This window comes from Streptococcus sp. Marseille-Q8145, assembly GCF_965112035.1.
In genome coordinates this window covers 187,942-212,016 of the sequence record NZ_CBCOPQ010000002.1, presented here as the reverse complement: position 1 = coordinate 212,016, position 24,075 = coordinate 187,942, and the positions used below count along the sequence as shown (strand labels likewise).

The following is a 24,075-nucleotide window of genomic DNA, read 5'->3' as shown; positions in this document are numbered from 1 at the left end:
ACTATTAAGATGAGATATAATAACATCCAAATAAGAACTGTTTCAATTCCCAAACTCCTCAACCTCATCCGGCACATCACTAAACAAAGTTACATGACCTACCTTACGGTTGTGCTTGTCTTCTGTAATCATTTATTCACCGCCCACTCCGCGGCTTTCTCTGCATGGATTACCGTTGTGTCGTAGAGAGGCAAGTCAGTGTCGGATTGCTTGACGAGGAGACCAATCTCGGTACAACCCAAGATAACAGCTTCAGCGCCAGCTTCTTTCAAATCATCTATAACAGCAAGATAAGCCTGCTTTGAGCTTTCTTTGATATCTCCTAGACAGAGTTCGTCATAAATGATCCGATTGACCTCTGTAATGCCAGCTTGGTCTGGAATCAGCACTTCTAACCCAGACTCTATTAATTTCTCCTTGTAAAAATCTTGAGTCATGGTGTACTTGGTCCCCAGGAGGCCGACTTTTTGAATGCCGTCAGTCAACAAGGCCTGCGCAGTTGCTTGTGCAATATGCAAGATTGGAATCGTAATCTGCTCTTGTATCTGCGGAGCAACCTTGTGCATGGTGTTGGTACAAATAACGATGAAAGCCGCACCAGCTTGCTCTAAGCGCTGAGCAACATCTGCCAACAGTTGACCGCTTTTCTCCCAGTCCCCGACTGCTTGATAATGCTCAATCTCTGCAAAATCAACACTGTAAAGCAGAATTTTAGCAGAATGCAGACCACCCATCTCTTTTTTGATGGTTTCGTTGATGATTTGGTAGTAAGATGTGGTACTCTCCCAACTCATACCACCAATCAGACCGATAGTTTTCATAGGCTAATCAAACTCCTCCTTGCTTATCGCCACCGACGGATAGTGCGGCAAGCTACTCAGATCTGTATCCAATGGCAAATCATAGATAGCCAGATAATTGTCTGGATATTGAATCTTTAATTCCTGATATTTGGCTTTCACTTTTTCGTGATTGCTACTAGCAAACAAGACTTCTACAACAGCTCCAGTCTTATCCTTTTCAACAAAAGCATTAACGATGATTTGAATCATAAACTGGTCTCCATTTAGCTTTAAAGATTATCATTTTCTAAGTCTTCATGTATAGAAAATTCAAATGAAATTCTCTCAGGATGTCTAGGCAGGCCGTAACTACTCAGATAATCCTTAACTTCCTTCACGGAACAAGAATATTCTAAGACTAGCTGATTGCCAGCTCTCTCTAAAATATGAATCCCCTCTCTATCCGCAATCTCTGGAACAATCAAATCGTCCGTATAAGTCAGTGTTACGGTCGTTATTTCATCATCTAGCAATTCATCAAATTCTTCTGTCATTTCAAAAATCAATCCCCTCCCCAAACTCAACCACACTATCCGGCGCATCACTAAACACAGTCACATGTCCCATTTTGCGGTTGTGCTTCGCTTCTATTTTACCATACAGGTGGAGGTGGGCGCTTGGATTTTCTGCAACATACTTTTCAGCGGTCTCGACATGCTGGCCGAGAACATTGAGCATAACGGCTGGCGCATGCAGGTGGATAGCTGGCAATGGTGCTCCCAGAACACCGAGAATATGGGTGTCAAACTGAGAAAAGTCGCAGGCTTCGATTGAGTAGTGCCCAGAGTTGTGTGGCCGTGGGGCAATCTCATTGACGATGATGTCATCAGCCGTCGCAAACATTTCCACACAAAGAGTTCCAGACAGCTTGAGCTGTTCTGCGATTCGCACCGCCATAGCTTGGGCCTTATCAGCCAGACTAGCTGAAATTCGGGCTGGCACAATCGTCTTAGACAGGATATTGTTGCGGTGGATATTTTCCTGAACAGGGAAAACCGTCACATCCTTACCATTCCCTGACACGATGACAGAAATTTCAAGGTCGAAGTTGACAAACTCTTCCAAGACACAGTCTGCTGAATCGGCTAGCGTACGGGCTTCTTCCAAGTCTGCTTCCGAGCGAATAATCTTTTGTCCATGCCCATCGTAGCCACCAGTCGCAGTCTTGAGGATATAGTTTTTCGACAAGTCGATATCTGCCAAGTCTTGGCTAGAAGTCACGACCTTGTAGGGTGCCACGGTGACTTGGGCCTTGTTTGCGAGAAAGTCCTTTTCAAAAATCCGATTTTGAGAAATGCGGAGCAGGTCCGTTCCTTGAGGGAGCTGACCATCCTTAATGACAGCATCCAAACCATCAGCATCAACATTTTCAAACTCATAGGTGAGGACATCGCAACGCTCAGCCAACTGACGGAGGGCATCCACATCGTTATAAGGCGCTACGATAATCTCTGCCACGCGAGAGGCTGGGCAATCCGCCGCAGGATCCAGCGCGATGACCTTGTGCCCCATGTAGATAGCAGAAATGGCCATCATTTGACCTAGCTGGCCGCCACCGATGATTCCGATTGTTTTAGATGAGCTCATTGCTAGACTCCTCAGCGATTTTTCCTTGTTCTTCAGCAAAATCCGCTAGCGCTGCTGCTAGGTCTTGGTCTTCAATGGCCAAGATTCGCAGGGCAGTCAGGGCAGCGTTGGTCGCTCCTGCTTCCCCAATGGCCATAGTTGCTACAGGCACACCACCCGGCATCTGAACAATCGAATAAAGCGAGTCCAGACCGCTGAGCGCGCGTGATTTGACCGGTACACCGATGACAGGCAAAGTCGTTTTAGCCGCTACCATTCCTGGCAAATGAGCGGCACCACCAGCACCAGCAATGATGACTTTAATCCCACGGCTACGTGCTTCTTCGGCGTGCTGAAACATGAGATCCGGCGTGCGGTGGGCAGAGACAACCTTTTTTTCGTAGGCTACACCAAAGCGGTCTAGCACTTCGGCGGTTTTTTGCATGGTAGCCCAGTCGGATTTGGAACCCATGATGATGGAAATTACTGGTTTAGTCATAATTTTTCCTTTTTCTTCTTTTTGATAATGGTCTTAGGTGGTGGGGACGGAAGCAAACCTTCGGTTTCATTCCTAAACTTTGAGCCTAAGGTCTCAAAGTTTCCCCCTGACCAGAACATTCACTGTTATGGTCTTTTCACCACGGCGACCATTATCGTATTTGGCGACTTCGTCGCGTTATTTTTATACTTTTACTTTATAGCCTTGCTTCCGATATCTGTTCGGTAGAAGAGGCCTTCTGTGTTTTGTTTGTCGAGTTCCTTGTAGATGGTATCTTGGGCTTCTTTGACGGTATCAGCAGTGGTGACGAGCATATAGACACGTCCACCGTTTGATAGCAGTGCTCTGCTATTTTCCGCAAACTTAGCCCCTGCATAGTAGGTGATGATGTCGCCATCGGTTTTGGCTGGCAGCTCAACGCCCTTTTTATAATCTAGCGGGTAGCCATTTGACGCGACAACCACACCCAGAGTCACGCCCTTGTCGGTCCAAGTGATGTTCGGCTCCTTACCATCGAGAATATCAGTGATATTTTGTGCAAAGTCAGAAGTCAGGCGGGGCAGGATAATCTGAGTTTCAGGATCTCCAAAGCGAGCGTTGAACTCAATGACCTTAGGCCCGTCTGCTGTCAAGATAAGCCCTGCATAAAGAACACCAAGATACGGGCGATCTTCCTGGATCATGCCCTCAAGGACTGGCTTGACAATAGTGTCAACCGCTGTGTCAACCACACTCTGTGACAAGTGAGGGACTGGCGCATAGGCACCCATCCCACCAGTATTAGGACCCTTGTCACCATCGTAGGCACGCTTGTGATCCTGAGCGGTCGGCATAATGTAGAACTTGTCACCATTGACAAAGGCAAAGAGGGAGAACTCCTCACCGTCTAGGAACTCTTCGATAACCACACGCGCACCGCTGTCACCGAATTTATTGTCTAAGAGCATCTCGTGGGCTGCTTCGACTGCCTGGTCCACAGTCTCGGCTACGACGACACCTTTCCCGAGCGCCAAGCCATCCGCTTTAACTACGATTGGAGCACCTTTTTCTTCGATATAGGCCTTAGCCTTCTCAAAGTCGGAAAATGTGCCATAGGCTGCTGTCGGAACGCCGTATTTGACCATAATTTCCTTGGCGAAATCCTTGGACCATTCCAGCTCAGCCGCAGCCTTGGTCGGACCAAAAGCCTTGAGCCCAGCTTGGTTAAAATCATCCACGATTCCAGCAGCAAGGGCATCATCTGGGCCAACGAAGGTCCAAGCAATATCGTTGGCCTTTGCAAATTCAATCAACTTAGAATGTTCGGAAATTCCAATGTTTACTAAATCCAACCCATCCAAGGTCATGCCATCATTTCCAGGTGCGACAAAGACCTGCTCCACATCCTGAGACTCCAACAACTTCTTGGCAATCGCATGTTCACGACCGCCCGAACCAACAACCAAAAGCTTCATAGCTAAGATACCTCAATGTCCAATATCACAGGTGCTTACGCACCAAGCCAACACATCACGTAAAAATCATCGATATTTTTACGAATTATTTATCTAAATTATATCACAATCGTTCGTTTTATTCTATTCTAAGTAGGAAAAGAAGAGAAATAATCTACTTTTGTTAGGGATATCCATCTCTGACAAATAAAATCTACCTATATTATTTTTGGTGTTTTGACTATTTCATCCCTTTATTTCAAGCAGCAAAAATTTCATAAAACTAAAATAAATTAGAAATTCAACTATCATCATCTTTTAAAATTTTTCTTTTTTTATATTTTTTCCCGAATAATCTAAATGGAATCATCCAAATTACTTATTCAAAGGAGATTTATGAAAAAATATCAGAAGCTGTTTTTATTATCCGGAGCAGTCCTTGGGCTATTTGCCAGTCATTCAACGGCTCAAGCTGTTGCATCAACTGAAGCTGGAAACAAAGTTCTAGGCCCCACTGATCGTGCCAGCAATGTAACCGTCAATGTTACTGGGGATACGGCGCAGATTCATTATGCCCGCTCCAAGGCTCAAGTTCCCTATACCATTTCCCACGCAGTCTGGTCCGACGAAAATGGGCAGGATGATTTGAAATGGTACACCACACCTCAGACATCCAGCACAGCCATTGACCTCCGGCAGCACGCTGGATACGGCACCTTCCATGTTCATACTTACATCAATATTAACGGTAAAATGATTGGCTTGAATGGCACTACCTTCACTGTTAATAAGCCTGCTAGCAAGACAAGCGTCACAACATCTGGACAAATCGGCCGAATCAATTTTACGCGAAATAAAGACCAAGGGAACTCAAAAATTGTCCATGCAGTTTGGTCTGATGAAAATGGTGGCGATGATCTTAATTGGTATGAAGCTGGGCAAGAGAGTACTGAATTTAACTTTTCTAAGCACAAAGGTTATGGAAAATATTTCGTAGATACTTATGAAAATAAAAATGGCAAAATGATTTACCAATCGGGCACCACTTTCCATCTAGAAAAGCCTAATCCGATCATTCAGACAAGCTTCCCTGAACCCGGCATTATGGAAATCCTTATCAAAAATATTCCTGAATCCATGTATAAGGTCACTGTCCCAACCTGGTCTGAAAATAAGGGGCAAGATGATTTACAATGGTATCAGGCAAGGAAAAATCCTGACGGCAGTTATAGCGTTAGAGTCGAGCTGAAGAAACACAATTACGATACGGGAACTTATCATATTCATCTCTATGGCGAAAGCTATGTCAATCCAGCCTTTACATGTTTGGCAGGAGCGACTACTACAATAGATGCTGGCAAGATTCCTTCTCAAAAAGACCAAAAACCGCTTTTCTCTGTTGAAAATATCAATCAGGAAGAGGGAACCTACACTGTAAAAGTAACCGAAACTGCAGCATCTAAGCCAATTCAATCCGTCCGCGTCCCTATTTGGAGTACCCAGAATCAAAGCAATATCAAGTGGTATGAGGCAAGTAACAATGGAGATGGGACTTTTACTGCACAATTCAATATCCGCAACCACCAAGCCTTATCTGGAAGCTACACCAATCATATCTACGTTAAGTACAAAGATGGTAGCGAGCATAGCTATGCGACAGACAGCGTCACCCTCTCTGCTGAAAATATCAAAGCCAAGGTCTCTGTCAATAAAATTTCTACCTACAATTACGAAGTAACCGTTTCCGATGCTTTCGGACCAGGAACCATTTCTCTACCAACTTGGTCAGAGGTCAACGGACAGGATGACATCAAATGGTACACTGCTAACAAAGTGGGCAATGGCTTGTATAAATTCACCATCAATACGCAACAGCATGCTGGAAACGGACTCTTCCATACCCATGTTTACCGCAATCTCAATGGACAGATGACTGGACTTACAGGTACTAGCTATCAGGTTGATAAACCAACCACACCTGAGCCAACTCTCTACACACCTGATTATGCAGGAGCATCCTCTTATCCTCATGGTCAATGTACTTGGGGAGCAAAAGTACTGGCTCCTTGGGCTGGTCCTTACTGGGGCAACGGTGGCCAATGGGCAGCTAGCGCACGCGCAGCTGGTTTCCGAACAGGAAGCACTCCACAAGTCGGAGCCATCATCTGCTGGACCGATGGCGGCTATGGGCATGTTGGTGTTGTCACTCATGTCGAATCCAATACCCGCATCCAAATCAAAGAATCCAACTATGCAGGTAAACAGTATATTGGCAACTTCCGTGGCTGGTTCAATCCTTACGCCGCCGGTCAAGGAGCTGTCAGCTATATTTATCCAAAATAAATTTACCAAAAAAACCTTGGTTTTATCAACCAAGGTTTTTCATCTGTTCAAATCGAAGCCATTTCTTACTTCGCTAGTTTCTTTTCCAAATAGGCAACAATATCTGCGACATTTTCAAAGCGATCAACATCCTCATCTGAAATTTCAATCGCAAACTCATCCTCTAAAGTCAGGATGAATTCCATTAAGTCAACAGAATCAGCGCCTAAATCATCTTTTAAGCCCAAAGTTGGCTGGACAACAAAGTCCTTTCCTTGACGTTCTTGGATAATTTCTGTTACTTTTTGAAAAATTTGTTCTTGATTCATTCTGTATCCACCTCTTTTGAAAATTCCACCACAGATTTTCCGACAACATCTGTCTCCAGCATGGTTCGGATCTGACGAATGGTGCTATATACGGCCTTAGCATCACTTGAACCGTGTGTCTTGACCACTGGCGCCTTGAGACCAAAGAGAACGGCCCCACCGGCACTGGAATAGTCCAGACTCTTGCGCATTTCCTGTAGGCTGTCTTTGAGCAACAAAGCTCCTAGCTTAGCCTTAAGACCTCCGCCTAGCACAGCCTTTTTGAGCTGGCCTAGGATGCTAATGGCGGTTCCTTCGATAGATTTGAGCACAGCATTGCCCGTAAAGCCATCTGCCACGACAACATCTGCCACTCCATCCATAAGGTCACGCGCCTCTACATTGCCGATGAAGTTCAGCTTGTCATCCGCCGACAACAGTGCATAGGTTTCCTTACGCAGAGGGTCTCCCTTGCTGGCTTCAGTGCCATTATTGAGCAAACCAACCCGTGGCCGCTTAATGCCACGAACATTTTCCGCATAAAAAGAACCTAGGATAGCATATTGATGCAGATGGTGAGGGGTATTTTCAGCATTTGCCCCCAGATCCAGCATATCAAAACCGCGACCATCCACAGTCGGTAAAGTGGATAAAAGACCCGGTCGGTCAATATTTTTGATCCGTCCGACGATAAAGAAGCCCGCCGCCAAAAGCGCTCCCGTATTACCAGCAGACAGGACTGCATCTGCTTCGCCATCCTTGACTGCCTTAGCTGCCAAAACCATGCTAGCCTGCTTCTTCTTGCGAATAGCCTTGGTCGGCTCATCATCCGAATCAATCTTTTCATCCGTATGGACGATGCTGACGCGCTCTGTCGCTGTCAATAGAGGTTTAATCTTGGCCTCATCCCCATAGAGCACAAGCTCAATATCCGAGAAGTCTCTCAGAGCCTGATTAGCACCTTCGACCAAAGCCTGAGGGGCATTGTCTCCGCCCATGGCATCAATAGCTATTTTTTTCATGCTGTTCTTCCTCATGTTTGTCTTGTAAAATACTGCCCCAGTCGCCCAGAGAGTCGATAAATTTCTTTGATTTGAGATGAATACCCACGTATTCATCATAAACTTGATCTATAAAGTCCCTGATCTGTCGCTTGATCTCAGGGCTGAGCGAAATCGTCTCCAGCTCACTAAACTGAACCGCCTGAAACTGATTGAGCAAAAAAGGAATATTGGGATTAAGATGACTGCGATGAGTATCCTTGTGATAATGCTCTGGGCAGAGCACCCCGCCATATTGAAAGGAAAAATCAAAAGGCAGACCTGTCCGATGGCAAAAAACACAGTCATGGAAATTCAGAGAAACGCCAAAGCGAGATAAAATCTGAATTTCAAAAATATTTGTCAAAACCTCATAATCCAGCCCTTGATTCATCAAATTCAGTGTCTTTTGCAAAAAAGCAAAGAGGGCTGGATCTGGCTGATTGTCCTGAATACTAGCATCTGCTAGGGCTGCCACATAGCTGGCATAGGCCATGACAAAGAGATCGCCCTTGATTTGACCGTAACTTTCCACAGCTTGGTAATCTTCGATATAACTGAGTCCATCGTCATTGATTTTCATCAAAAGTTCTGCCGCAGTCAGAGGCTGGATGACTGGTGCCAACTTAGATTTTCCAGCATGTTTCACGAAAAACATTCGCTTGCCAGCCTGTTCCGTAAAGATCTTGACCAGCTTATCATCTTCCCGGAAATTCCGATTATAGAGAATCAAACTCTTGCTCGTTAACGGTCTAAGCATGGTCTTCCATGTACTCCTTGAGCCGTTTCAGAGCTTCCTTGATGGTTTCCATACTAGCTGCATAAGACAGACGGATATAGCCCTCTCCGTACTGGCCGAAGGCCGCTCCTGGGATAAAGGCCACAGCCTTCTTCTCAGCAAAATCCTGCAAAAAGGCAAAAGAATCTTGATTGTAGCCTGCTGGAATCTTGGCAAAAATATAGAAAGCACCGTCTGGCTTGATAATCTGATAACCCAGCTCTGTCATCTGTTCAATAATGTAATCCCGCCGCTGAACGTATTCCGCCTTCATGGGTTGGGCATCATCCTTACCAGCCGTCAAAGCCTCAATAGCTGCGTATTGAGCCATGGTATTGGCTGCTGTCACCAGATACTGATGGCTCTTGATCAATTGAGCCGTAAAAGCAGCAGGAGCAAAGATAAAACCTAGTCGCCAGCCCGTCATAGCATGAGACTTGGATAAGCCATTGATGACGATGGTCTGCTCAGGCAAATATTCTGCTAGAGAAACGTGCCCCTGCTCCGTATAAGTCAATTCAGAATAAACCTCATCGCAGACGACAAAAACTTCATACTTGCTCAATACTGCTGCCAAAGCCTCAATCTGCGCCCTCGAATAGGTCACGCCAGTCGGATTGGCCGGATAGTTGAGAATAACTGCCTTGAGCTTGTCACCTTGCGCCAAGATAGCCTGCTCCAGCATTTCAGGAGTCAAAACAAAATTGTTTTCTGTCGTATCAATCTCGACAATCTCCGCCCCAACCAAATTGACAATCGGCTCATAGCCTGGATAAGCTGGCGCTGGTAGCAAGACCTTGTCGCCCTCTTCCAGAATAGCCGTCAGAGTCGCAGACAGGGCTTCAGTTGCCCCAATAGTGACTAAGACTTCATCTTCTGGACGATAGTTCAGATGGTACTTCTCCTTGACAAAGTCAGCCGCAGCCTGCCGCAGCTCCAAAAGCCCACTCATACCTGTATAGTGGCTTTGGTTGGCATCAATGGCTGCCTTGGCCGCCTCCTTGATATGATCCGGTGTCGGAAAGTCTGGCTCCCCCAAGGTCAGCCGCAAAACACCTGGAATCGTAGAAATGGACTGGTCAAACTGACGAATCAGAGACACTTCAATTTTATCTAAATTCTTATTAAACTTCTTAGTCAAATCCATAGCCGCCTCCGATAATCTAATAGAACTATTATACTATAAATGCAGTACTACAGCAAAATTTTATTACAAATAGGAATAAGAAAGAGATTTAGCAAGTTGCTAAATCTCTAATACTCCACAATCCTTATATATTATGTCTTTCAAAAAGGGGCGAAAGCGGACGTTTTTCATGGATTCGAACGATGGCTTCTGCCAAGAGATGAGCGATAGAAATCTGCTCAATCTTATCGATTAGTCTGTCCTCTGAAAGATAGATGGTATCTAAAACCACAAGTTTTTTGATAGCGGATTTTTGGATATTTTCCATAGCTGGTCCCGACAAGACTGGGTGAGTACAGCTCGCATAGACTTCCACAGCACCGGACGCTGCCAAAGCGTCTGCCGCATGACAAATAGTTCCCGCTGTATCAATCATATCATCTATCAGAATACAGGTCTTACCTTCCACCTTACCAATGATATTCATGACTTCACTGGTATTCATCTTATCAACGCTGCGACGTTTGTCGATAATTGCAATTGAAGTCTTGAGAAATTCTGCCAACTTACGAGCGCGGCTGACACCACCGTGGTCTGGACTGACTACCACATAATCGCTACCCACCATGCCTCGACGCTCAAAATAATCAGCAATCAAAGGCGCTCCCATCAAATGGTCGACAGGAATGTCAAAGAAACCTTGGATCTGAGCAGCATGCAAATCAATGGTCAATAGGCGATCTACCCCAGCAATCTCCATTAGATTAGCCACTAATTTAGATGTAATTGGCTCACGAGCACGAGCTTTTCGGTCCTGTCTAGCGTAGCCATAGTAAGGCATCACTACGTTGATAGACTCAGCACTAGCCCGCTTCAAGGCATCCACCATGATCAAAATTTCCATTAGATTGTCATTGACAGGTGAGCTAGTTGACTGCAAGATAAAAACGTGCTTTCCACGGATCGATTCTTCGATATTTACTTGAATTTCCCCGTCAGAAAATTGACGAACCGTTGATTTCCCAAGCGGCATCCCAATCTCCTTTGCAACACGCTGCGCTAATTCTTGATTAGAAGAAAGAGCAAAGAGCTTTAAATCAGAAAAAGACATGATTCCCTCCAGATTCTAAATCGTCTTTTATTGTAACCAATTACATTTTTCCTACCTACCATTGTAACGCTTTTCCAGCAATTTTTCAATAAAAAATAAAAGGGAGAACGAAAAGTCGTTCTCCTTCATATTTCATTAGTTTGGATAGATGTATGTTACGTATCCTTGTGCATTTGTTGGGTCAAACCATCCACGGTGATTACCGAGTGATTGGTTACCAGCATAGTTTGCTTCTGATACTTGAATGTTGTTAGCAGATTGAACTGCTGTTACAACGGCAACGTGTCCGTAGCCACCGTCGTTCCAACATGCAATCGCTCCAACTTGTGGTTGTGATCCTGTACGGAAGCCTGCTGCTGCTGCACTAGCTGCCCATTGGCCACCATTACCCCAGTAGTCGCCAGCCCATGGTGCCAAAGTCTTAGCACCCCAAGTACATTGACCTACAGGATAAGTTGATGCTGAAAGGCTATATGATGGAGTTGCAACAACTCCTGATGTAGCAACCGCTGCTTCTGCTGCAGGAGCTCCACCTGTATTATTTACAGCTTGAACTTGTGCTGCGAAGCTTGTATTTCCTGAAGCAAGGATTGCTTGTTGTTGCGCTTGTTGCTGGTTCTTATATGCTGCTTCTGCCGCCGCTGCCTCAGCTGCCGCTTTTTCAGCTGCCGCTTTTTGCTCTAAGAGACTATTTTTCTCATTTTCAGCAGTTGCTTTTTCAGCTGCAAGGTTCAGTTGAGCAACCTTGAGTTCAGACTGCTTAGTTGTCAACGTTTGAGCATCGTCTGCAAGTTTTTGTTGGTTTGCAATGACTGTATTGATAGCTTCATTGTTAGCAACTTGTTTTTCAGCAATCTTTTCTTTATCTTCTTTTTGTTGTTCCAGCATTTTGTTGTTAGCCGAAACGATTTCGCTCATCGCTGCTACACGAGAGATAGCTTCAGTGATTGAAGCAGAGTTGATGATTGTGTTGATATAGCTTGTTGCTGTGCCACTTGTTTGAGTACTACGCGCTTGGTTTGCAAGAGACTCATTACGAGCAACAATATTCTTTGATAACTCTTCAATTTCAGCAGTAAGTTTCGCAGATTCAGCATTCAATTTTTCATTTTCTGCTTGAAGCACTTCTTGTTGCTTTTGAATAGCTGAAACTTGTTTTTGAATTTCATCAACTTGTGCTTGTGCCGCTTTTTGTTGATTGGTTAAACTATCAATTTTACTATTTTGAGCTGCAATTTTATCATCTGTACTATCAGCCTTAACATTTACTAGCGCAGCACCTTGAGAAAGGATCACCGCACTTAATAAAACTGATGTAAGTAGCTTTTTCTTCATAAAAATATTAACACTCCTTCTTACTAAGACATTATATAGTATATCAAAAAAATTCTGGCTATATATTACGCATTCGTTACATTTCTATTTCTAATTCATCATAAATAGACTTTTTCAAACAAAGGCTGTAACAATAGGAAAAGAAAGGCATTAAATACTAAAGTTGGCACCAAAGCATAGATAATAAAATCAGGGAATGTAAAGCTCGCTAGGTGCAAGAATGATGCAGAAACAAAGCTGATCATTTCAAAAAAGAAAACAATCGTAATAATGGCCAAAACGCGTGTCCAGCGATTTAGCAAAAATACAGAAAGAAAATGATAAATGACAACTGTCAGTAGAGGCAAGATGAAGGTGAAAAGCCCAATCACATGTAGATAATAAACATCGTAAAAAAGACCTAGAGTAAAGAAAAGGAAAAAAATATATTCCTTTGAAAAGTTTAAAAACAAGAAAACCGTAAAAAACAATAAAATATGACTTGCTGGATGCCACTTCTCAGCAAATAGATCTACAAGACTTCTTGATAATTGACCATCAATGAAGAAGAACAGAAATAAAAACAAAGTTGTAAAAAAAGTTCCTCTTAGAATTTTCATACTAATTTCTCACCAACAGAACCGCTTGAATATCAGACAAATCCGCAGCAGGCTTCACCAAAACTTCTTTGTTTAATTGGTCCTTACCAGCTGACATTGATAAAACTTGACCAACCAAGACATTCTCAGCATTATAAGAGCCGAGACCACTTGTCGTTACAGTTGCTCCTTCTTCAATTCCGTCCAGCGTATTTAGCTGGCTGACGATAAAAGCTGACTTTTCAGTGTCAAAACCAACAATGATGCCATAGGCAAAGCCAGTCTTTGTCTGAATTTTAATGGCAATAGAACTATCATTCTTTTCATTTGTAAGCAGACTAACAATACTTGAAGAGTCGGACACACTACTAACTGCCCCAATTAAACCGCCGTTAGAAATCGCCAGCATAGAGGTTGTCACATCGCTTGACTGTCCCTTATCAAGAGTTAATTCATTCTTCCAAGTAGATGGAGAGCGAGAAATAACTTCTGCCGCAATCTTGACAGCACTTTGATCATTATTTCGTAGTTCTAATAGGGAACGCAACTGTTCATTCTCCAATTTTAAGGCATCAGAATTATTTGCCTTCTCTTCAAGATTGTAAATTGTTCCTTTTAGGGTCTCATTTTCTTGATAGGTCTCTATTAACTGAACAACCTTTTTCTTTTCCTTAGCAAAATAGTTAAAAGGAATAGCAACTACCCGATCAACACTGGACAAAAAATCACCAGTCACAGAAACAATCCATGGTGAAAGAGGGGAAAGCATCAAGCTTATCATAACAACTCCCAATAGCAAAATAGAAATCAAAAATTTAGACATCTTTAATTTATTCATTCCAATCTCCGCAACCAATAAATCCCTACACTTATATAAATCCAGAACAGACTATAACAAGTCAACAAAGCAAGTTCAAATAAACAATAAAAACAATTCTACAAAATAAAAACATTATAAAACAAGAAAAGGAGATAGCAAATGCTAAACTCCCTTATTTACGGAGAATGGGGGATTCGAACCCCCGCGCCAGTTACCCGACCTAACGATTTAGCAAACCGTCCTCTTCAGCCTCTTGAGTAATTCTCCAATATACTTAATGGGCACGAGTGGACTCGAACCACCGACCTCACGCTTATCAGGCGTGCGCTCTAACCACCTGAGCTACGCGCCCAAGTTATAAAAACTTGGTATGAACTTCTGTTCAAAGCGGGTGACGAGAATCGAACTCGCGACAACAGCTTGGAAGGCTGTAGTTTTACCACTAAACTACACCCGCATCTTAGATAATGGTATGGCGCGAGACGGAATCGAACCGCCGACACATGGAGCTTCAATCCATTGCTCTACCAACTGAGCTACCGAGCCAAATTGCGGGAGCAGGATTTGAACCTACGACCTTCGGGTTATGAGCCCGACGAGCTACCTAGCTGCTCCATCCCGCGATATTCTAATCTAAGGAGGATGTGGGATTCGAACCCACGCACGCTTTTACACGCCTGACGGTTTTCAAGACCGTTCCCTTCAGCCGGACTTGGGTAATCCTCCAAGATATTCATTATGGACCTTGTAGGACTTGAACCTACGACCACTCGGTTATGAGCCGAGAGCTCTAACCAGCTGAGCTAAAGGTCCAACAAGATCGTTATAGCGGCGAAGGGGATCGAACCCCCGACCTCCCGGGTATGAACCGGACGCTCTAGCCAGCTGAGCTACACCGCCAGATATCGGGAAGACAGGATTCGAACCTGCGACACCTTGGTCCCAAACCAAGTACTCTACCAAGCTGAGCTACTTCCCGATCATAAGTAAAAACGGAGTCATATGACCTCGTTTCCCTTCATGCACCCTAGAGGAGTCGAACCTCTAACCGCCTGATTCGTAGTCAGGTACTCTATCCAGTTGAGCTAAGGGTGCTCTATATCACGATAATCAATTATAACAAAAACACATAAAAAAGTCAAAACTTTCTTATGCACCCTAGAGGAGTCGAACCTCTAACCGCCTGATTCGTAGTCAGGTACTCTATCCAGTTGAGCTAAGGGTGCCCTGTCGCATATCCGCTATGCCGAGGACCGGAATCGAACCGGTACGATCGTTACCAATCGCAGGATTTTAAGTCCTGTGCGTCTGCCAGTTCCGCCACCCCGGCCTCAAAGCGAACGACGGGATTCGAACCCGCGACCCCCACCTTGGCAAGGTGGTGTTCTACCACTGAACTACGTTCGCATCTCTATCCAAAAAAAATGCCGGCTACATGACTTGAACACGCGACCCTCTGATTACAAATCAGATGCTCTACCAACTGAGCTAAGCCGGCTCATTTATATTTCTATGCGGGTTAAGGGACTTGAACCCCCACGCCCTAAAGCGCCAGATCCTAAATCTGGTGCGTCTGCCAATTCCGCCAAACCCGCGCTTATGACCCGTACTGGGCTCGAACCAGTGACCCTTTGATTAAAAGTCAAATGCTCTACCAACTGAGCTAACGAGTCTTTCTTCTTGAAACTGTCTAACAATTTCAACGGTCCCGACGGGAATCGAACCCGCGATCTTCGCCGTGACAGGGCGACGTGATAACCGCTACACTACGGGACCTATATGGGAGTTAACGGGATCGAACCGCTGACCCTCTGCTTGTAAGGCAGATGCTCTCCCAGCTGAGCTAAACTCCCAAAAAGGAAGTACTCCGACTTCCTATCCTGCTAAGCGACTACCATATCTCACAGGGGGCAACCCCCAACTACTTCCGGCGTTCTAGGGCTTAACTTCTGTGTTCGGCATGGGTACAGGTGTATCTCCTAGGCTATCGTCACTTAACTCGTTGAATTAACTTGCAATATCTTATTGCCTTGTCAACTCAAAATTGAATAACTACTCAAACCTCACAATACTTGCCAAAAGCTGCGCTCAATGAAAATTGGATAAGTCCTCGAGCTATTAGTATTAGTCCGCTACATGTGTCGCCACACTTCCACTCCTAACCTATCTACCTGATCTTCTCTCAGGGCTCTTACTAACTTGCGTTATGGGAAATCTCATCTTGAGGTGGGTTTCACACTTAGATGCTTTCAGCGTTTATCCCTTCCCTACATAGCTACCCAGCGATGCCTCTGGCGAGACAACTGGTACACCAGCGGTAAGTCCACTCTGGTCCTCTCGTACTAGGAGCAGATCCTCTCAAATTTCCTACGCCCGCGACGGATAGGGACCGAACTGTCTCACGACGTTCTGAACCCAGCTCGCGTGCCGCTTTAATGGGCGAACAGCCCAACCCTTGGGACCGACTACAGCCCCAGGATGCGACGAGCCGACATCGAGGTGCCAAACCTCCCCGTCGATGTGAACTCTTGGGGGAGATAAGCCTGTTATCCCCAGGGTAGCTTTTATCCGTTGAGCGATGGCCCTTCCATGCGGAACCACCGGATCACTAAGCCCGACTTTCGTCCCTGCTCGAGTTGTAGCTCTCGCAGTCAAGCTCCCTTATACCTTTACACTCTGCGACTGATTTCCAACCAGTCTGAGGGAACCTTTGGGCGCCTCCGTTACCTTTTAGGAGGCGACCGCCCCAGTCAAACTGCCCGTCAGACACTGTCTCCGATAGGGATCACCTATCCGGGTTAGAGTGGCCATAACACAAGGGTAGTATCCCAACAACGCCTCCATCGAAACTGGCGTCCCGATCTCATAGGCTCCTACCTATCCTGTACATGTGGCACAGACACTCAATATCAAACTGCAGTAAAGCTCCATGGGGTCTTTCCGTCCTGTCGCGGGTAACCTGCATCTTCACAGGTACTAAAATTTCACCGAGTCTCTCGTTGAGACAGTGCCCAAATCATTACGCCTTTCGTGCGGGTCGGAACTTACCCGACAAGGAATTTCGCTACCTTAGGACCGTTATAGTTACGGCCGCCGTTTACTGGGGCTTCAATTCATACCTTCGCGTTACCGCTAAGCACTCCTCTTAACCTTCCAGCACCGGGCAGGCGTCACCCCCTATACATCATCTTACGATTTAGCAGAGAGCTGTGTTTTTGATAAACAGTTGCTTGGGCCTATTCACTGCGGCTGACCTATGTCAGCACCCCTTCTCCCGAAGTTACGGGGTCATTTTGCCGAGTTCCTTAACGAGAGTTCTCTCGCTCACCTGAGGCTACTCGCCTCGACTACCTGTGTCGGTTTGCGGTACGGGTAGAGTATGATACAACGCTAGAAGCTTTTCTTGGCAGTGTGACATCACTCACTCGCTACTAAACTTCGCTCCCCATCACAGCTCAACGTTACAGGTATAAGCATTTGACTCATACCACGCCTCACTGCTTAGACGTACATCCATTCGTACGCACGAGTTAGCCTACTGCGTCCCTCCATCACTTCATACTCTAGTACAGGAATATCAACCTGTTGTCCATCGGATACACCTTTCGGTCTCTCCTTAGGTCCCGACTAACCCAGGGCGGACGAGCCTTCCCCTGGAAACCTTAGTCTTACGGTGGATGGGATTCTCACCCATCTTTCGCTACTCATACCGGCATTCTCACTTCTATGCGTTCCAGCGCTCCTCACGGTACACCTTCGCCACACATAGAACGCTCTCCTACCATACCTATAAAGGTATCCACAGCTTCGGTAAATTGTTTTAGCCCCGGTACATTTTCGGCGCAGGGTCACTCGACTAGTGAGCTATTACGCACTCTTTGAATGAATAGCTGCTTCTAAGCTAACATCCTAGTTGTCTGTGCAACCCCACATCCTTTTCCACTTAACAATTATTTTGGGACCTTAGCTGGTGGTCTGGGCTGTTTCCCTTTCGACTACGGATCTTAGCACTCGCAGTCTGACTGCCGACCATAATTCATTGGCATTCGGAGTTTATCTGAGATTGGTAATCCGGGATGGACCCCTCACCCAAACAGTGCTCTACCTCCAAGAATCTCTATGTCGACGCTAGCCCTAAAGCTATTTCGGAGAGAACCAGCTATCTCCAAGTTCGTTTGGAATTTCTCCGCTACCCACAAGTCATCCAAGCACTTTTCAACGTGCCCTGGTTCGGTCCTCCAGTGCGTTTTACCGCACCTTCAACCTGCTCATGGGTAGGTCACATGGTTTCGGGTCTACATCATGATACTAAGACGCCCTATTCAGACTCGGTTTCCCTACGGCTCCGTCTCTTCAACTTAACCTCGCATCATAACGTAACTCGCCGGTTCATTCTACAAAAGGCACGCTCTCACCCATTAACGGGCTCGAACTTGTTGTAGGCACACGGTTTCAGGTTCTATTTCACTCCCCTTCCGGGGTACTTTTCACCTTTCCCTCACGGTACTGGTTCACTATCGGTCACTAGGGAGTATTTAGGGTTGGGAGATGGTCCTCCCAGATTCCGACGGGATTTCACGTGTCCCGCCGTACTCAGGATTCTGCTAGGTACAGATTCTATTTAAAATACGAGGCTCTTACTCTCTTTGGCTGACCTTCCCATGTCATTCTTCTATAAAATCTGAGTCCACATTGCAGTCCTACAACCCCGAAGAGTAAACTCTTCGGTTTGCCCTCCTGCCGTTTCGCTCGCCGCTACTAAGGCAATCGCTTTTGCTTTCTCTTCCTGCAGCTACTTAGATGTTTCAGTTCACTGCGTCTTCCTCCTCATCTCCTTAACAGAGATGGGTAACAGGTAGTACCTGTTGGGTTCCCCCATTCGGACATCCCCGGATCTGCGCTTACTTACAGCTCCCCGAGGCATTTCGTCGTTTGTCACGTCCTTCATCGGCTCCTAGTGCCAAGGCATCCACCGTGCGCCCTTACTAACTTAACCTTATTTTTGACCTTTCAGTCTTAAACTCATTAATATTCACAGCGTTTCGGTTTATTTTCTTGTTACTATTTGATATAGTTATTCAATTTTCAATGGACAAGTTTAGAATAGTTATCACTATCCTAATGGAGCCTAGCGGGATCGAACCGCTGACCTCCTGCGTGCAAAGCAGGCGCTCTCCCAGCTGAGCTAAGGCCCCACAAGACCTCTCAAAACTAAACATGACGACCAATGGCTTCCGTTTTTCCTTAGAAAGGAGGTGATCCAGCCGCACCTTCCGATACGGCTACCTTGTTACGACTTCACCCCAATCATCTATCCCACCTTAGGCGGCTGGCTCCTAAAAGGTTACCTCACCGACTTCGGGTGTTACAAACTCTCGTGGTGTGACGGGCGGTGTGTACAAGGCCCGGGAACGTATTCACCGCGGCGTGCTGATCCGCGATTACTAGCGATTCCGACTTCATGTAGGCGAGTTGCAGCCTACAATCCGAACTGAGACTGGCTTTAAGAGATTAGCTTGCCGTCACCGACTTGCAACTCGTTGTACCAGCCATTGTAGCACGTGTGTAGCCCAGGTCATAAGGGGCATGATGATTTGACGTCATCCCCACCTTCCTCCGGTTTATTACCGGCAGTCTCGCTAGAGTGCCCAACTAAATGATGGCAACTAACAATAAGGGTTGCGCTCGTTGCGGGACTTAACCCAACATCTCACGACACGAGCTGACGACAACCATGCACCACCTGTCACCGGTGTGCCGAAGCAAAATCCTATCTCTAGGACGGGCACCGGGATGTCAAGACCTGGTAAGGTTCTTCGCGTTGCTTCGAATTAAACCACATGCTCCACCGCTTGTGCGGGCCCCCGTCAATTCCTTTGAGTTTCAACCTTGCGGTCGTACTCCCCAGGCGGAGTGCTTAATGCGTTAGCTGCGGCACTGAGTCCCGGAAAGGACCCAACACCTAGCACTCATCGTTTACGGCGTGGACTACCAGGGTATCTAATCCTGTTTGCTCCCCACGCTTTCGAGCCTCAGCGTCAGTTACAGACCAGAGAGCCGCTTTCGCCACCGGTGTTCCTCCATATATCTACGCATTTCACCGCTACACATGGAATTCCACTCTCCCCTTCTGCACTCAAGTTAAACAGTTTCCAAAGCGTACTATGGTTAAGCCACAGCCTTTAACTTCAGACTTATCTAACCGCCTGCGCTCGCTTTACGCCCAATAAATCCGGACAACGCTCGGGACCTACGTATTACCGCGGCTGCTGGCACGTAGTTAGCCGTCCCTTTCTGGTAAGATACCGTCACAGTGTGAACTTTCCACTCTCACACTCGTTCTTCTCTTACAACAGAGCTTTACGATCCGAAAACCTTCTTCACTCACGCGGCGTTGCTCGGTCAGACTTCCGTCCATTGCCGAAGATTCCCTACTGCTGCCTCCCGTAGGAGTCTGGGCCGTGTCTCAGTCCCAGTGTGGCCGATCACCCTCTCAGGTCGGCTATGTATCGTCGCCTTGGTGAGCCGTTACCCCACCAACTAGCTAATACAACGCAGGTCCATCTGGTAGTGGTGCATTTGCACCTTTCAATTGACTATCATGCAATAGTCAATGTTATGCGGTATTAGCTATCGTTTCCAATAGTTATCCCCCGCTACCAGGCAGGTTACCTACGCGTTACTCACCCGTTCGCAACTCATCCAGAAGAGCAAGCTCCTCCTTCAGCGTTCTACTTGCATGTATTAGGCACGCCGCCAGCGTTCGTCCTGAGCCAGGATCAAACTCTCATTAAAAGTTTGAGTTCTCACTCATTTCTGTCACTGACAGATTTATTGTTTTTTCTTTGTTCAGTACTACAACATTTGTTGTAGCGCCCTGCACATTGGTTCGTCTTGTTCAGTTTTCAAAGGTCTTTATCGCTCTCTCAAGCGACAACTATATCAGTATATCACCTATCCATTACCTTGTCAACACTTTTTTGAAATTTTTTTATCTTTTTTTCAATTTTATTTCCTAACACAATCAATATCACTGATAAATCAATAACTAAAAGGGAAAGGTAACCTCTTCTTCCCTCTCCCTTATTCTCTATATCACCGTGCTGCTAAAGTCTATTAAATATTCCTCTAACTCTCGCAACAGTCTTTTACGCCCCTTAAAACGTTCGCCGCCTAGTAAGCGGTGGTATAACTCTAGTTGTTCTTTGTCTAACTTGGAAGTGTAGGCTGCTAACGAACTTCGAAGAGCGACTAAATCATCTAAGGCTAGTTCGCGCTTGCTCAGTCTATGACTAATGGTACTGACTTCCTCATAGCATTGACGATCGAAGCGGCGTTTTTGGCTCTCTTGCTTTCGAAGAATGTCATGAATATGATTCCGAAATTTTGTCTTGAAGTAGCGATAGAGGCGGCTTTCATCTTGACTGATATCTGGATGACTTTCTTCCAGCTGGTGATAAACCAGCATACCCTCTTGTTCCCAGTCACTGTTTTCCCATAAATGTACATAATAATCCCGTGCACAGCGCCGGACGATCCACTGCACTTTCTCATAGCGTTCCTTGAAGTTCATGTTATCTCCTTTTTCTTTGATAATATGATTCTACAAGAAAAACTCTTCTCTCAGGCCTCCTGTCCCTATCCTGTCTATTTTATACCCTAACTGGTAATCAACGAAAATATTTATGACATCTCAGGGACTTTTTATGACATGTTAGGTTTTAAAGAATAAAAAAATAGCTTGATTACACAATTAGTAATCAAGCTATTTAATAAGAAAAGCATCTCTTAATTTTCTTCCATTTTGGATTTTATTTCATCATAGGAAAGGGCATGTGCTTCTCGTTCCAAGTCTTTTTCAGACTCTTCTGGCATATGACCTGTTTCATAGAGAGATTTAATTTGGGTGCTATCAAGCGTTTCATATTTAAGGAGCGCTTCAGCAATCAACTTGTGGGTTTCACGATTTGCTTGAATAATCTCAGCTGCTTTGTTTCGTGCTTCATTTAATAATGAACGTACTTCCTCATCAATCTCATAGGCTGTTTGTTCTGAAATTGATTTTTGAGGACTTTGTGCACCAAACATAGCATGGTTACCTTCGTATTGGACTGGGCCAAGTTTTTCACTCATACCGTATTCAGTGACCATTGCACGCGCCATCTGTGTAGCTTGTTCAAAGTCATTGGAAGCTCCTGTAGTTTGGACATTAAAGATAATCTCTTCAGCTACACGACCACCCATGAGACCAGCCAATTGCTCTTTCATATCTTCTTTAGAAAGAAGCATTTGGTCTTCTTTAGGCAGGGCAATCATATATCCACCAGCACGACCACGAGGCACAATGGTTACCTTGTGTACGACACGCGCATTGGACAAAACAAGTCCGACAATCGTATGCCCCGCTTCATGGTAAGCGACAATCTGACGATCGCGCTCTGAAACGGTTTTATCTTTCTTAGACGGTCCTGCGATTACTCTGTCTTCTGCTTCATCAATATCATCGGCATCGATGACTTTTTTGTTACGACGAGCTGCAACTAGAGCTGCTTCATTCAAGACGTTTTCCAAATCAGCACCAACAAAGCCAGGTGTTTGCTGAGCAACTAGTTTCAAATCAACATTTTTAGCTAGCGGTTTATTCTTAGCATGAACGCGAAGAATAGCTTCCCGACCTTTCACATCAGGGCGACCAACTAAAACTTTTCTGTCAAAACGACCTGGACGTAGAAGAGCTGGATCAAGAACATCCGAACGGTTAGTAGCCGCAATGATAATGATTCCTTCATTGCCTTCAAAACCATCCATTTCAATCAAGAGCTGATTGAGGGTTTGTTCACGTTCATCATTACCGCCACCGAGGCCAACACCACGCTGACGACCGACGGCATCAATTTCATCGATGAAGATAATAGCAGGAGCCGCTTTTTTCGCATCTTCAAATAGAGAACGAACACGGCTTGCTCCGACACCGACAAACATTTCAACAAAGTCAGAACCTGAGATGCTGAAGAAAGGAACACCTGCTTCACCAGCAACTGCCTTGGCAAGCAAGGTCTTACCAGTCCCCGGAGGGCCTTCCAAAAGAACACCTGCCGGAATACGAGCACCCAGCTTAGTATAACGTTTTGGATCTTTCAGGAATTCAACAACTTCAACAAGTTCTTGTTTTTCCTCTTCTGCACCAGCGACATCTGAAAAGCGTACTTTGATATCTTCTTTATTGGCCGCACGAGCTTTGTTACGTCCAAAATTCATAGCACCACGAGCACCGCCACCGCCTTGATTCATCATAGACATAAAGATGAAAGCGATGATGATAAATGGAACCAAGGAGATCAAAAGATTAATCCACATTCCACTGGAGCTTTCACGCTTAATAGTCACTTCTGTCTCATGCTCAGCAGCTAGCTTTTGCAAATCAGAAACTGTTGTATCTGATGGCAAAACAACACTAGTAAATCTGCTAACTTTTGAGATTTCCGGACTGAAAAACAGGATTCCTGTCGTATCTTTTGATTCTTTAGGTTTTTTGTAAGTACCCGATACCTCGATAATACTACCATTTGGCTGGTAGCTCATCTCTGTAACATTATTATTTTGGATTTCTTTCACTAATTGGCTGTAGTTGATTTGCTGACTACGGCCTGTCGCACTTCCTGTAAAGAAATACTGAAAACCTGTAACAAGGACTACAATAATTAGAATATAGAGAAAAGGATTTTTTATAAAACCATTATTTTGTTTATTTTTCATTTATATCTAGTAAACCTTTATTTTGTATAAACTTCTTCTTTCAAGACACCTACATAAGGAAGATTGCGATAATACTCATCATAATCTAGTCCATAACCCACTACAAATTCATTTGGAATTGTAAAGCAAGTGTAGTCTGCCTCAATGTCAACAATGCGTCCTTCTGGCTTATCCAACAACGTAGCAATTTTTACAGATGCTGCATTTCTTTCTTTGAACAAATTACACAAATTCTTCAAAGTTTGGCCAGTATCGATAATATCTTCGACAAAAAGAATATCACGACCAGCAATATCTTGATCAATATCTTTGATAATATTAATCACGCCACTACTAGTTGTACCGCCATGGTAACTAGACACCAGCATAAAATCTAATTCAATATCTGTATCCACGTGTTTGATTAATTCAGCCATAAAAGGAACTGAACCCTTCAAAATTCCTACAAAAATAGGCTTTTTACCTTGATAGTCTACTGTCAGCTGTTGGCCCAATTTTTTTGCCGCTGTTACGATTTCCTCATGAGAAACCAATACTTTTTTAATATCTTGTTCTAGCATA

At 45.0% G+C, this 24,075-nt stretch carries 18 protein-coding genes, 19 tRNA genes and 3 rRNA genes; 1 reads left to right on the top strand and 39 read right to left on the bottom strand.

Features of this window, described 5'->3' with window-relative positions; all coding sequences use genetic code 11:
- Nucleotides 1–128 precede the first annotated feature (128 nt).
- The 6 genes from ACWPVL_RS04425 to purD form a co-directional block, all read right to left on the bottom strand.
- Nucleotides 129–821: an aspartate/glutamate racemase family protein gene (locus ACWPVL_RS04425; protein WP_454387171.1), complete on the bottom strand. Its 693-nt coding sequence runs from the start codon at nucleotides 819–821 to the stop codon at nucleotides 129–131.
- A 3-nt stretch (nucleotides 822–824) separates the two neighbouring features.
- On the bottom strand, nucleotides 825–1,052 hold the full coding sequence (locus ACWPVL_RS04420; RefSeq protein ID WP_148878354.1) for a phosphoribosylaminoimidazole carboxylase: 228 nt from the start codon (nucleotides 1,050–1,052) through the stop codon (nucleotides 825–827).
- Nucleotides 1,053–1,072: 20 nt separating this feature from the next.
- Entirely contained in the window at nucleotides 1,073–1,336 is a 264-nt protein-coding gene (locus tag ACWPVL_RS04415) for a hypothetical protein (RefSeq protein WP_414263930.1), read from the bottom strand.
- 1 nt (nucleotide 1,337) lies between these two features.
- Nucleotides 1,338–2,429 carry a 5-(carboxyamino)imidazole ribonucleotide synthase gene (gene purK / locus ACWPVL_RS04410; protein WP_454387168.1) on the bottom strand — a complete coding sequence of 364 codons (1,092 nt, stop codon included), beginning with the start codon at nucleotides 2,427–2,429 and terminating at the stop codon, nucleotides 1,338–1,340.
- Nucleotides 2,416–2,907, bottom strand: coding sequence for a 5-(carboxyamino)imidazole ribonucleotide mutase (gene purE / locus ACWPVL_RS04405; RefSeq protein WP_454387166.1), 492 nt, complete (start codon nucleotides 2,905–2,907; stop codon nucleotides 2,416–2,418). The genes purK and purE overlap by 14 nt, the downstream gene beginning before the upstream one ends.
- 191 nt (nucleotides 2,908–3,098) lie before the next feature.
- Nucleotides 3,099–4,361, bottom strand: coding sequence for a phosphoribosylamine--glycine ligase (gene purD / locus ACWPVL_RS04400; RefSeq protein ID WP_454387164.1), 1,263 nt, complete (start codon nucleotides 4,359–4,361; stop codon nucleotides 3,099–3,101).
- A 375-nt stretch (nucleotides 4,362–4,736) separates the two neighbouring features.
- Here purD and ACWPVL_RS04395 point away from each other — a divergent pair, with 375 nt between their 5' ends.
- Nucleotides 4,737–6,683 carry a GBS Bsp-like repeat-containing protein gene (locus tag ACWPVL_RS04395; protein WP_454387162.1) on the top strand — a complete coding sequence of 649 codons (1,947 nt, stop codon included), beginning with the start codon at nucleotides 4,737–4,739 and terminating at the stop codon, nucleotides 6,681–6,683.
- 65 nt (nucleotides 6,684–6,748) lie between these two features.
- Here ACWPVL_RS04395 and ACWPVL_RS04390 read toward each other — a convergent pair whose 3' ends face one another.
- From ACWPVL_RS04390 to hpt, 33 genes are all read right to left on the bottom strand, one after another.
- Nucleotides 6,749–6,991 carry an acyl carrier protein gene (locus tag ACWPVL_RS04390; protein ID WP_005591354.1) on the bottom strand — a complete coding sequence of 81 codons (243 nt, stop codon included), beginning with the start codon at nucleotides 6,989–6,991 and terminating at the stop codon, nucleotides 6,749–6,751.
- Nucleotides 6,988–7,992 (bottom strand): phosphate acyltransferase PlsX, encoded by a 1,005-nt coding sequence (gene plsX, locus ACWPVL_RS04385; RefSeq protein ID WP_125380046.1) that lies wholly within the window; start codon nucleotides 7,990–7,992, stop codon nucleotides 6,988–6,990. Before plsX ends, ACWPVL_RS04390 begins: the two co-directional genes overlap by 4 nt.
- Nucleotides 7,973–8,770, bottom strand: a complete 798-nt coding sequence (recO, locus tag ACWPVL_RS04380) for a DNA repair protein RecO (protein WP_454387159.1) — start codon at nucleotides 8,768–8,770, stop codon at nucleotides 7,973–7,975. The genes plsX and recO overlap by 20 nt, the downstream gene beginning before the upstream one ends.
- The gene (locus ACWPVL_RS04375) at nucleotides 8,763–9,935 is read right to left on the bottom strand and encodes a pyridoxal phosphate-dependent aminotransferase (protein WP_454387157.1); all 1,173 of its coding nucleotides are present in this window, start codon (nucleotides 9,933–9,935) and stop codon (nucleotides 8,763–8,765) included. The genes recO and ACWPVL_RS04375 overlap by 8 nt, the downstream gene beginning before the upstream one ends.
- Before the next feature lie 124 nt (nucleotides 9,936–10,059).
- Entirely contained in the window at nucleotides 10,060–11,025 is a 966-nt protein-coding gene (locus ACWPVL_RS04370) for a ribose-phosphate diphosphokinase (protein WP_061909808.1), read from the bottom strand.
- A gap of 135 nt (nucleotides 11,026–11,160) precedes the next feature.
- Nucleotides 11,161–12,360: a peptidoglycan hydrolase PcsB gene (pcsB, locus tag ACWPVL_RS04365; RefSeq protein ID WP_454387155.1), complete on the bottom strand. Its 1,200-nt coding sequence runs from the start codon at nucleotides 12,358–12,360 to the stop codon at nucleotides 11,161–11,163.
- A 98-nt stretch (nucleotides 12,361–12,458) separates the two neighbouring features.
- The gene (gene mreD, locus ACWPVL_RS04360) at nucleotides 12,459–12,959 is read right to left on the bottom strand and encodes a rod shape-determining protein MreD (RefSeq protein ID WP_454387153.1); all 501 of its coding nucleotides are present in this window, start codon (nucleotides 12,957–12,959) and stop codon (nucleotides 12,459–12,461) included.
- A gap of 1 nt (nucleotide 12,960) precedes the next feature.
- Nucleotides 12,961–13,776 (bottom strand): rod shape-determining protein MreC, encoded by an 816-nt coding sequence (gene mreC / locus ACWPVL_RS04355; RefSeq protein WP_454387151.1) that lies wholly within the window; start codon nucleotides 13,774–13,776, stop codon nucleotides 12,961–12,963.
- A gap of 161 nt (nucleotides 13,777–13,937) precedes the next feature.
- Nucleotides 13,938–14,025, bottom strand: a tRNA-Ser gene (locus ACWPVL_RS04350).
- 11 nt (nucleotides 14,026–14,036) lie between these two features.
- Nucleotides 14,037–14,110 (bottom strand) — tRNA-Ile (locus ACWPVL_RS04345).
- 34 nt (nucleotides 14,111–14,144) lie between these two features.
- Nucleotides 14,145–14,215 (bottom strand) — tRNA-Gly (locus ACWPVL_RS04340).
- A gap of 16 nt (nucleotides 14,216–14,231) precedes the next feature.
- Nucleotides 14,232–14,304, bottom strand: a tRNA-Phe gene (locus ACWPVL_RS04335).
- A 3-nt stretch (nucleotides 14,305–14,307) separates the two neighbouring features.
- A tRNA-Met gene (locus ACWPVL_RS04330) sits at nucleotides 14,308–14,381 on the bottom strand.
- A gap of 13 nt (nucleotides 14,382–14,394) precedes the next feature.
- Nucleotides 14,395–14,484: transfer RNA gene (locus ACWPVL_RS04325), tRNA-Ser, on the bottom strand.
- Between the two features lie 13 nt (nucleotides 14,485–14,497).
- Nucleotides 14,498–14,571 (bottom strand) — tRNA-Ile (locus ACWPVL_RS04320).
- A 13-nt stretch (nucleotides 14,572–14,584) separates the two neighbouring features.
- Nucleotides 14,585–14,658 (bottom strand) — tRNA-Met (locus ACWPVL_RS04315).
- A gap of 5 nt (nucleotides 14,659–14,663) precedes the next feature.
- A tRNA-Pro gene (locus ACWPVL_RS04310) sits at nucleotides 14,664–14,737 on the bottom strand.
- Nucleotides 14,738–14,779: 42 nt separating this feature from the next.
- A tRNA-Arg gene (locus ACWPVL_RS04305) sits at nucleotides 14,780–14,853 on the bottom strand.
- Nucleotides 14,854–14,910: 57 nt separating this feature from the next.
- Nucleotides 14,911–14,984: transfer RNA gene (locus ACWPVL_RS04300), tRNA-Arg, on the bottom strand.
- 18 nt (nucleotides 14,985–15,002) lie between these two features.
- Nucleotides 15,003–15,088 (bottom strand) — tRNA-Leu (locus tag ACWPVL_RS04295).
- Between the two features lie 5 nt (nucleotides 15,089–15,093).
- Nucleotides 15,094–15,165: transfer RNA gene (locus tag ACWPVL_RS04290), tRNA-Gly, on the bottom strand.
- A gap of 18 nt (nucleotides 15,166–15,183) precedes the next feature.
- Nucleotides 15,184–15,256: transfer RNA gene (locus ACWPVL_RS04285), tRNA-Thr, on the bottom strand.
- A gap of 15 nt (nucleotides 15,257–15,271) precedes the next feature.
- A tRNA-Leu gene (locus ACWPVL_RS04280) sits at nucleotides 15,272–15,353 on the bottom strand.
- 5 nt (nucleotides 15,354–15,358) lie between these two features.
- A tRNA-Lys gene (locus ACWPVL_RS04275) sits at nucleotides 15,359–15,431 on the bottom strand.
- A gap of 30 nt (nucleotides 15,432–15,461) precedes the next feature.
- Nucleotides 15,462–15,534, bottom strand: a tRNA-Asp gene (locus tag ACWPVL_RS04270).
- 4 nt (nucleotides 15,535–15,538) lie between these two features.
- Nucleotides 15,539–15,611, bottom strand: a tRNA-Val gene (locus ACWPVL_RS04265).
- Between the two features lie 29 nt (nucleotides 15,612–15,640).
- Nucleotides 15,641–15,756 (bottom strand): 5S ribosomal RNA (rrf, locus tag ACWPVL_RS04260).
- A gap of 100 nt (nucleotides 15,757–15,856) precedes the next feature.
- Nucleotides 15,857–18,754, bottom strand: a 23S ribosomal RNA gene (locus ACWPVL_RS04255).
- Nucleotides 18,755–18,880: 126 nt separating this feature from the next.
- Nucleotides 18,881–18,953, bottom strand: a tRNA-Ala gene (locus tag ACWPVL_RS04250).
- Between the two features lie 53 nt (nucleotides 18,954–19,006).
- A 16S ribosomal RNA gene (locus tag ACWPVL_RS04245) occupies nucleotides 19,007–20,553 on the bottom strand.
- Together the 16S, 23S and 5S rRNA genes with 19 tRNA genes alongside form the textbook arrangement of a ribosomal RNA operon.
- 295 nt (nucleotides 20,554–20,848) lie before the next feature.
- Nucleotides 20,849–21,331 (bottom strand): sigma-70 family RNA polymerase sigma factor, encoded by a 483-nt coding sequence (locus tag ACWPVL_RS04240; RefSeq protein ID WP_454387149.1) that lies wholly within the window; start codon nucleotides 21,329–21,331, stop codon nucleotides 20,849–20,851.
- A 215-nt stretch (nucleotides 21,332–21,546) separates the two neighbouring features.
- Nucleotides 21,547–23,514 (bottom strand): ATP-dependent zinc metalloprotease FtsH, encoded by a 1,968-nt coding sequence (gene ftsH / locus ACWPVL_RS04235; protein WP_048765822.1) that lies wholly within the window; start codon nucleotides 23,512–23,514, stop codon nucleotides 21,547–21,549.
- Nucleotides 23,515–23,531: 17 nt separating this feature from the next.
- Nucleotides 23,532–24,074, bottom strand: a complete 543-nt coding sequence (gene hpt, locus ACWPVL_RS04230) for a hypoxanthine phosphoribosyltransferase (RefSeq protein ID WP_454387147.1) — start codon at nucleotides 24,072–24,074, stop codon at nucleotides 23,532–23,534.
- Nucleotide 24,075: the final 1 nt, after the last annotated feature.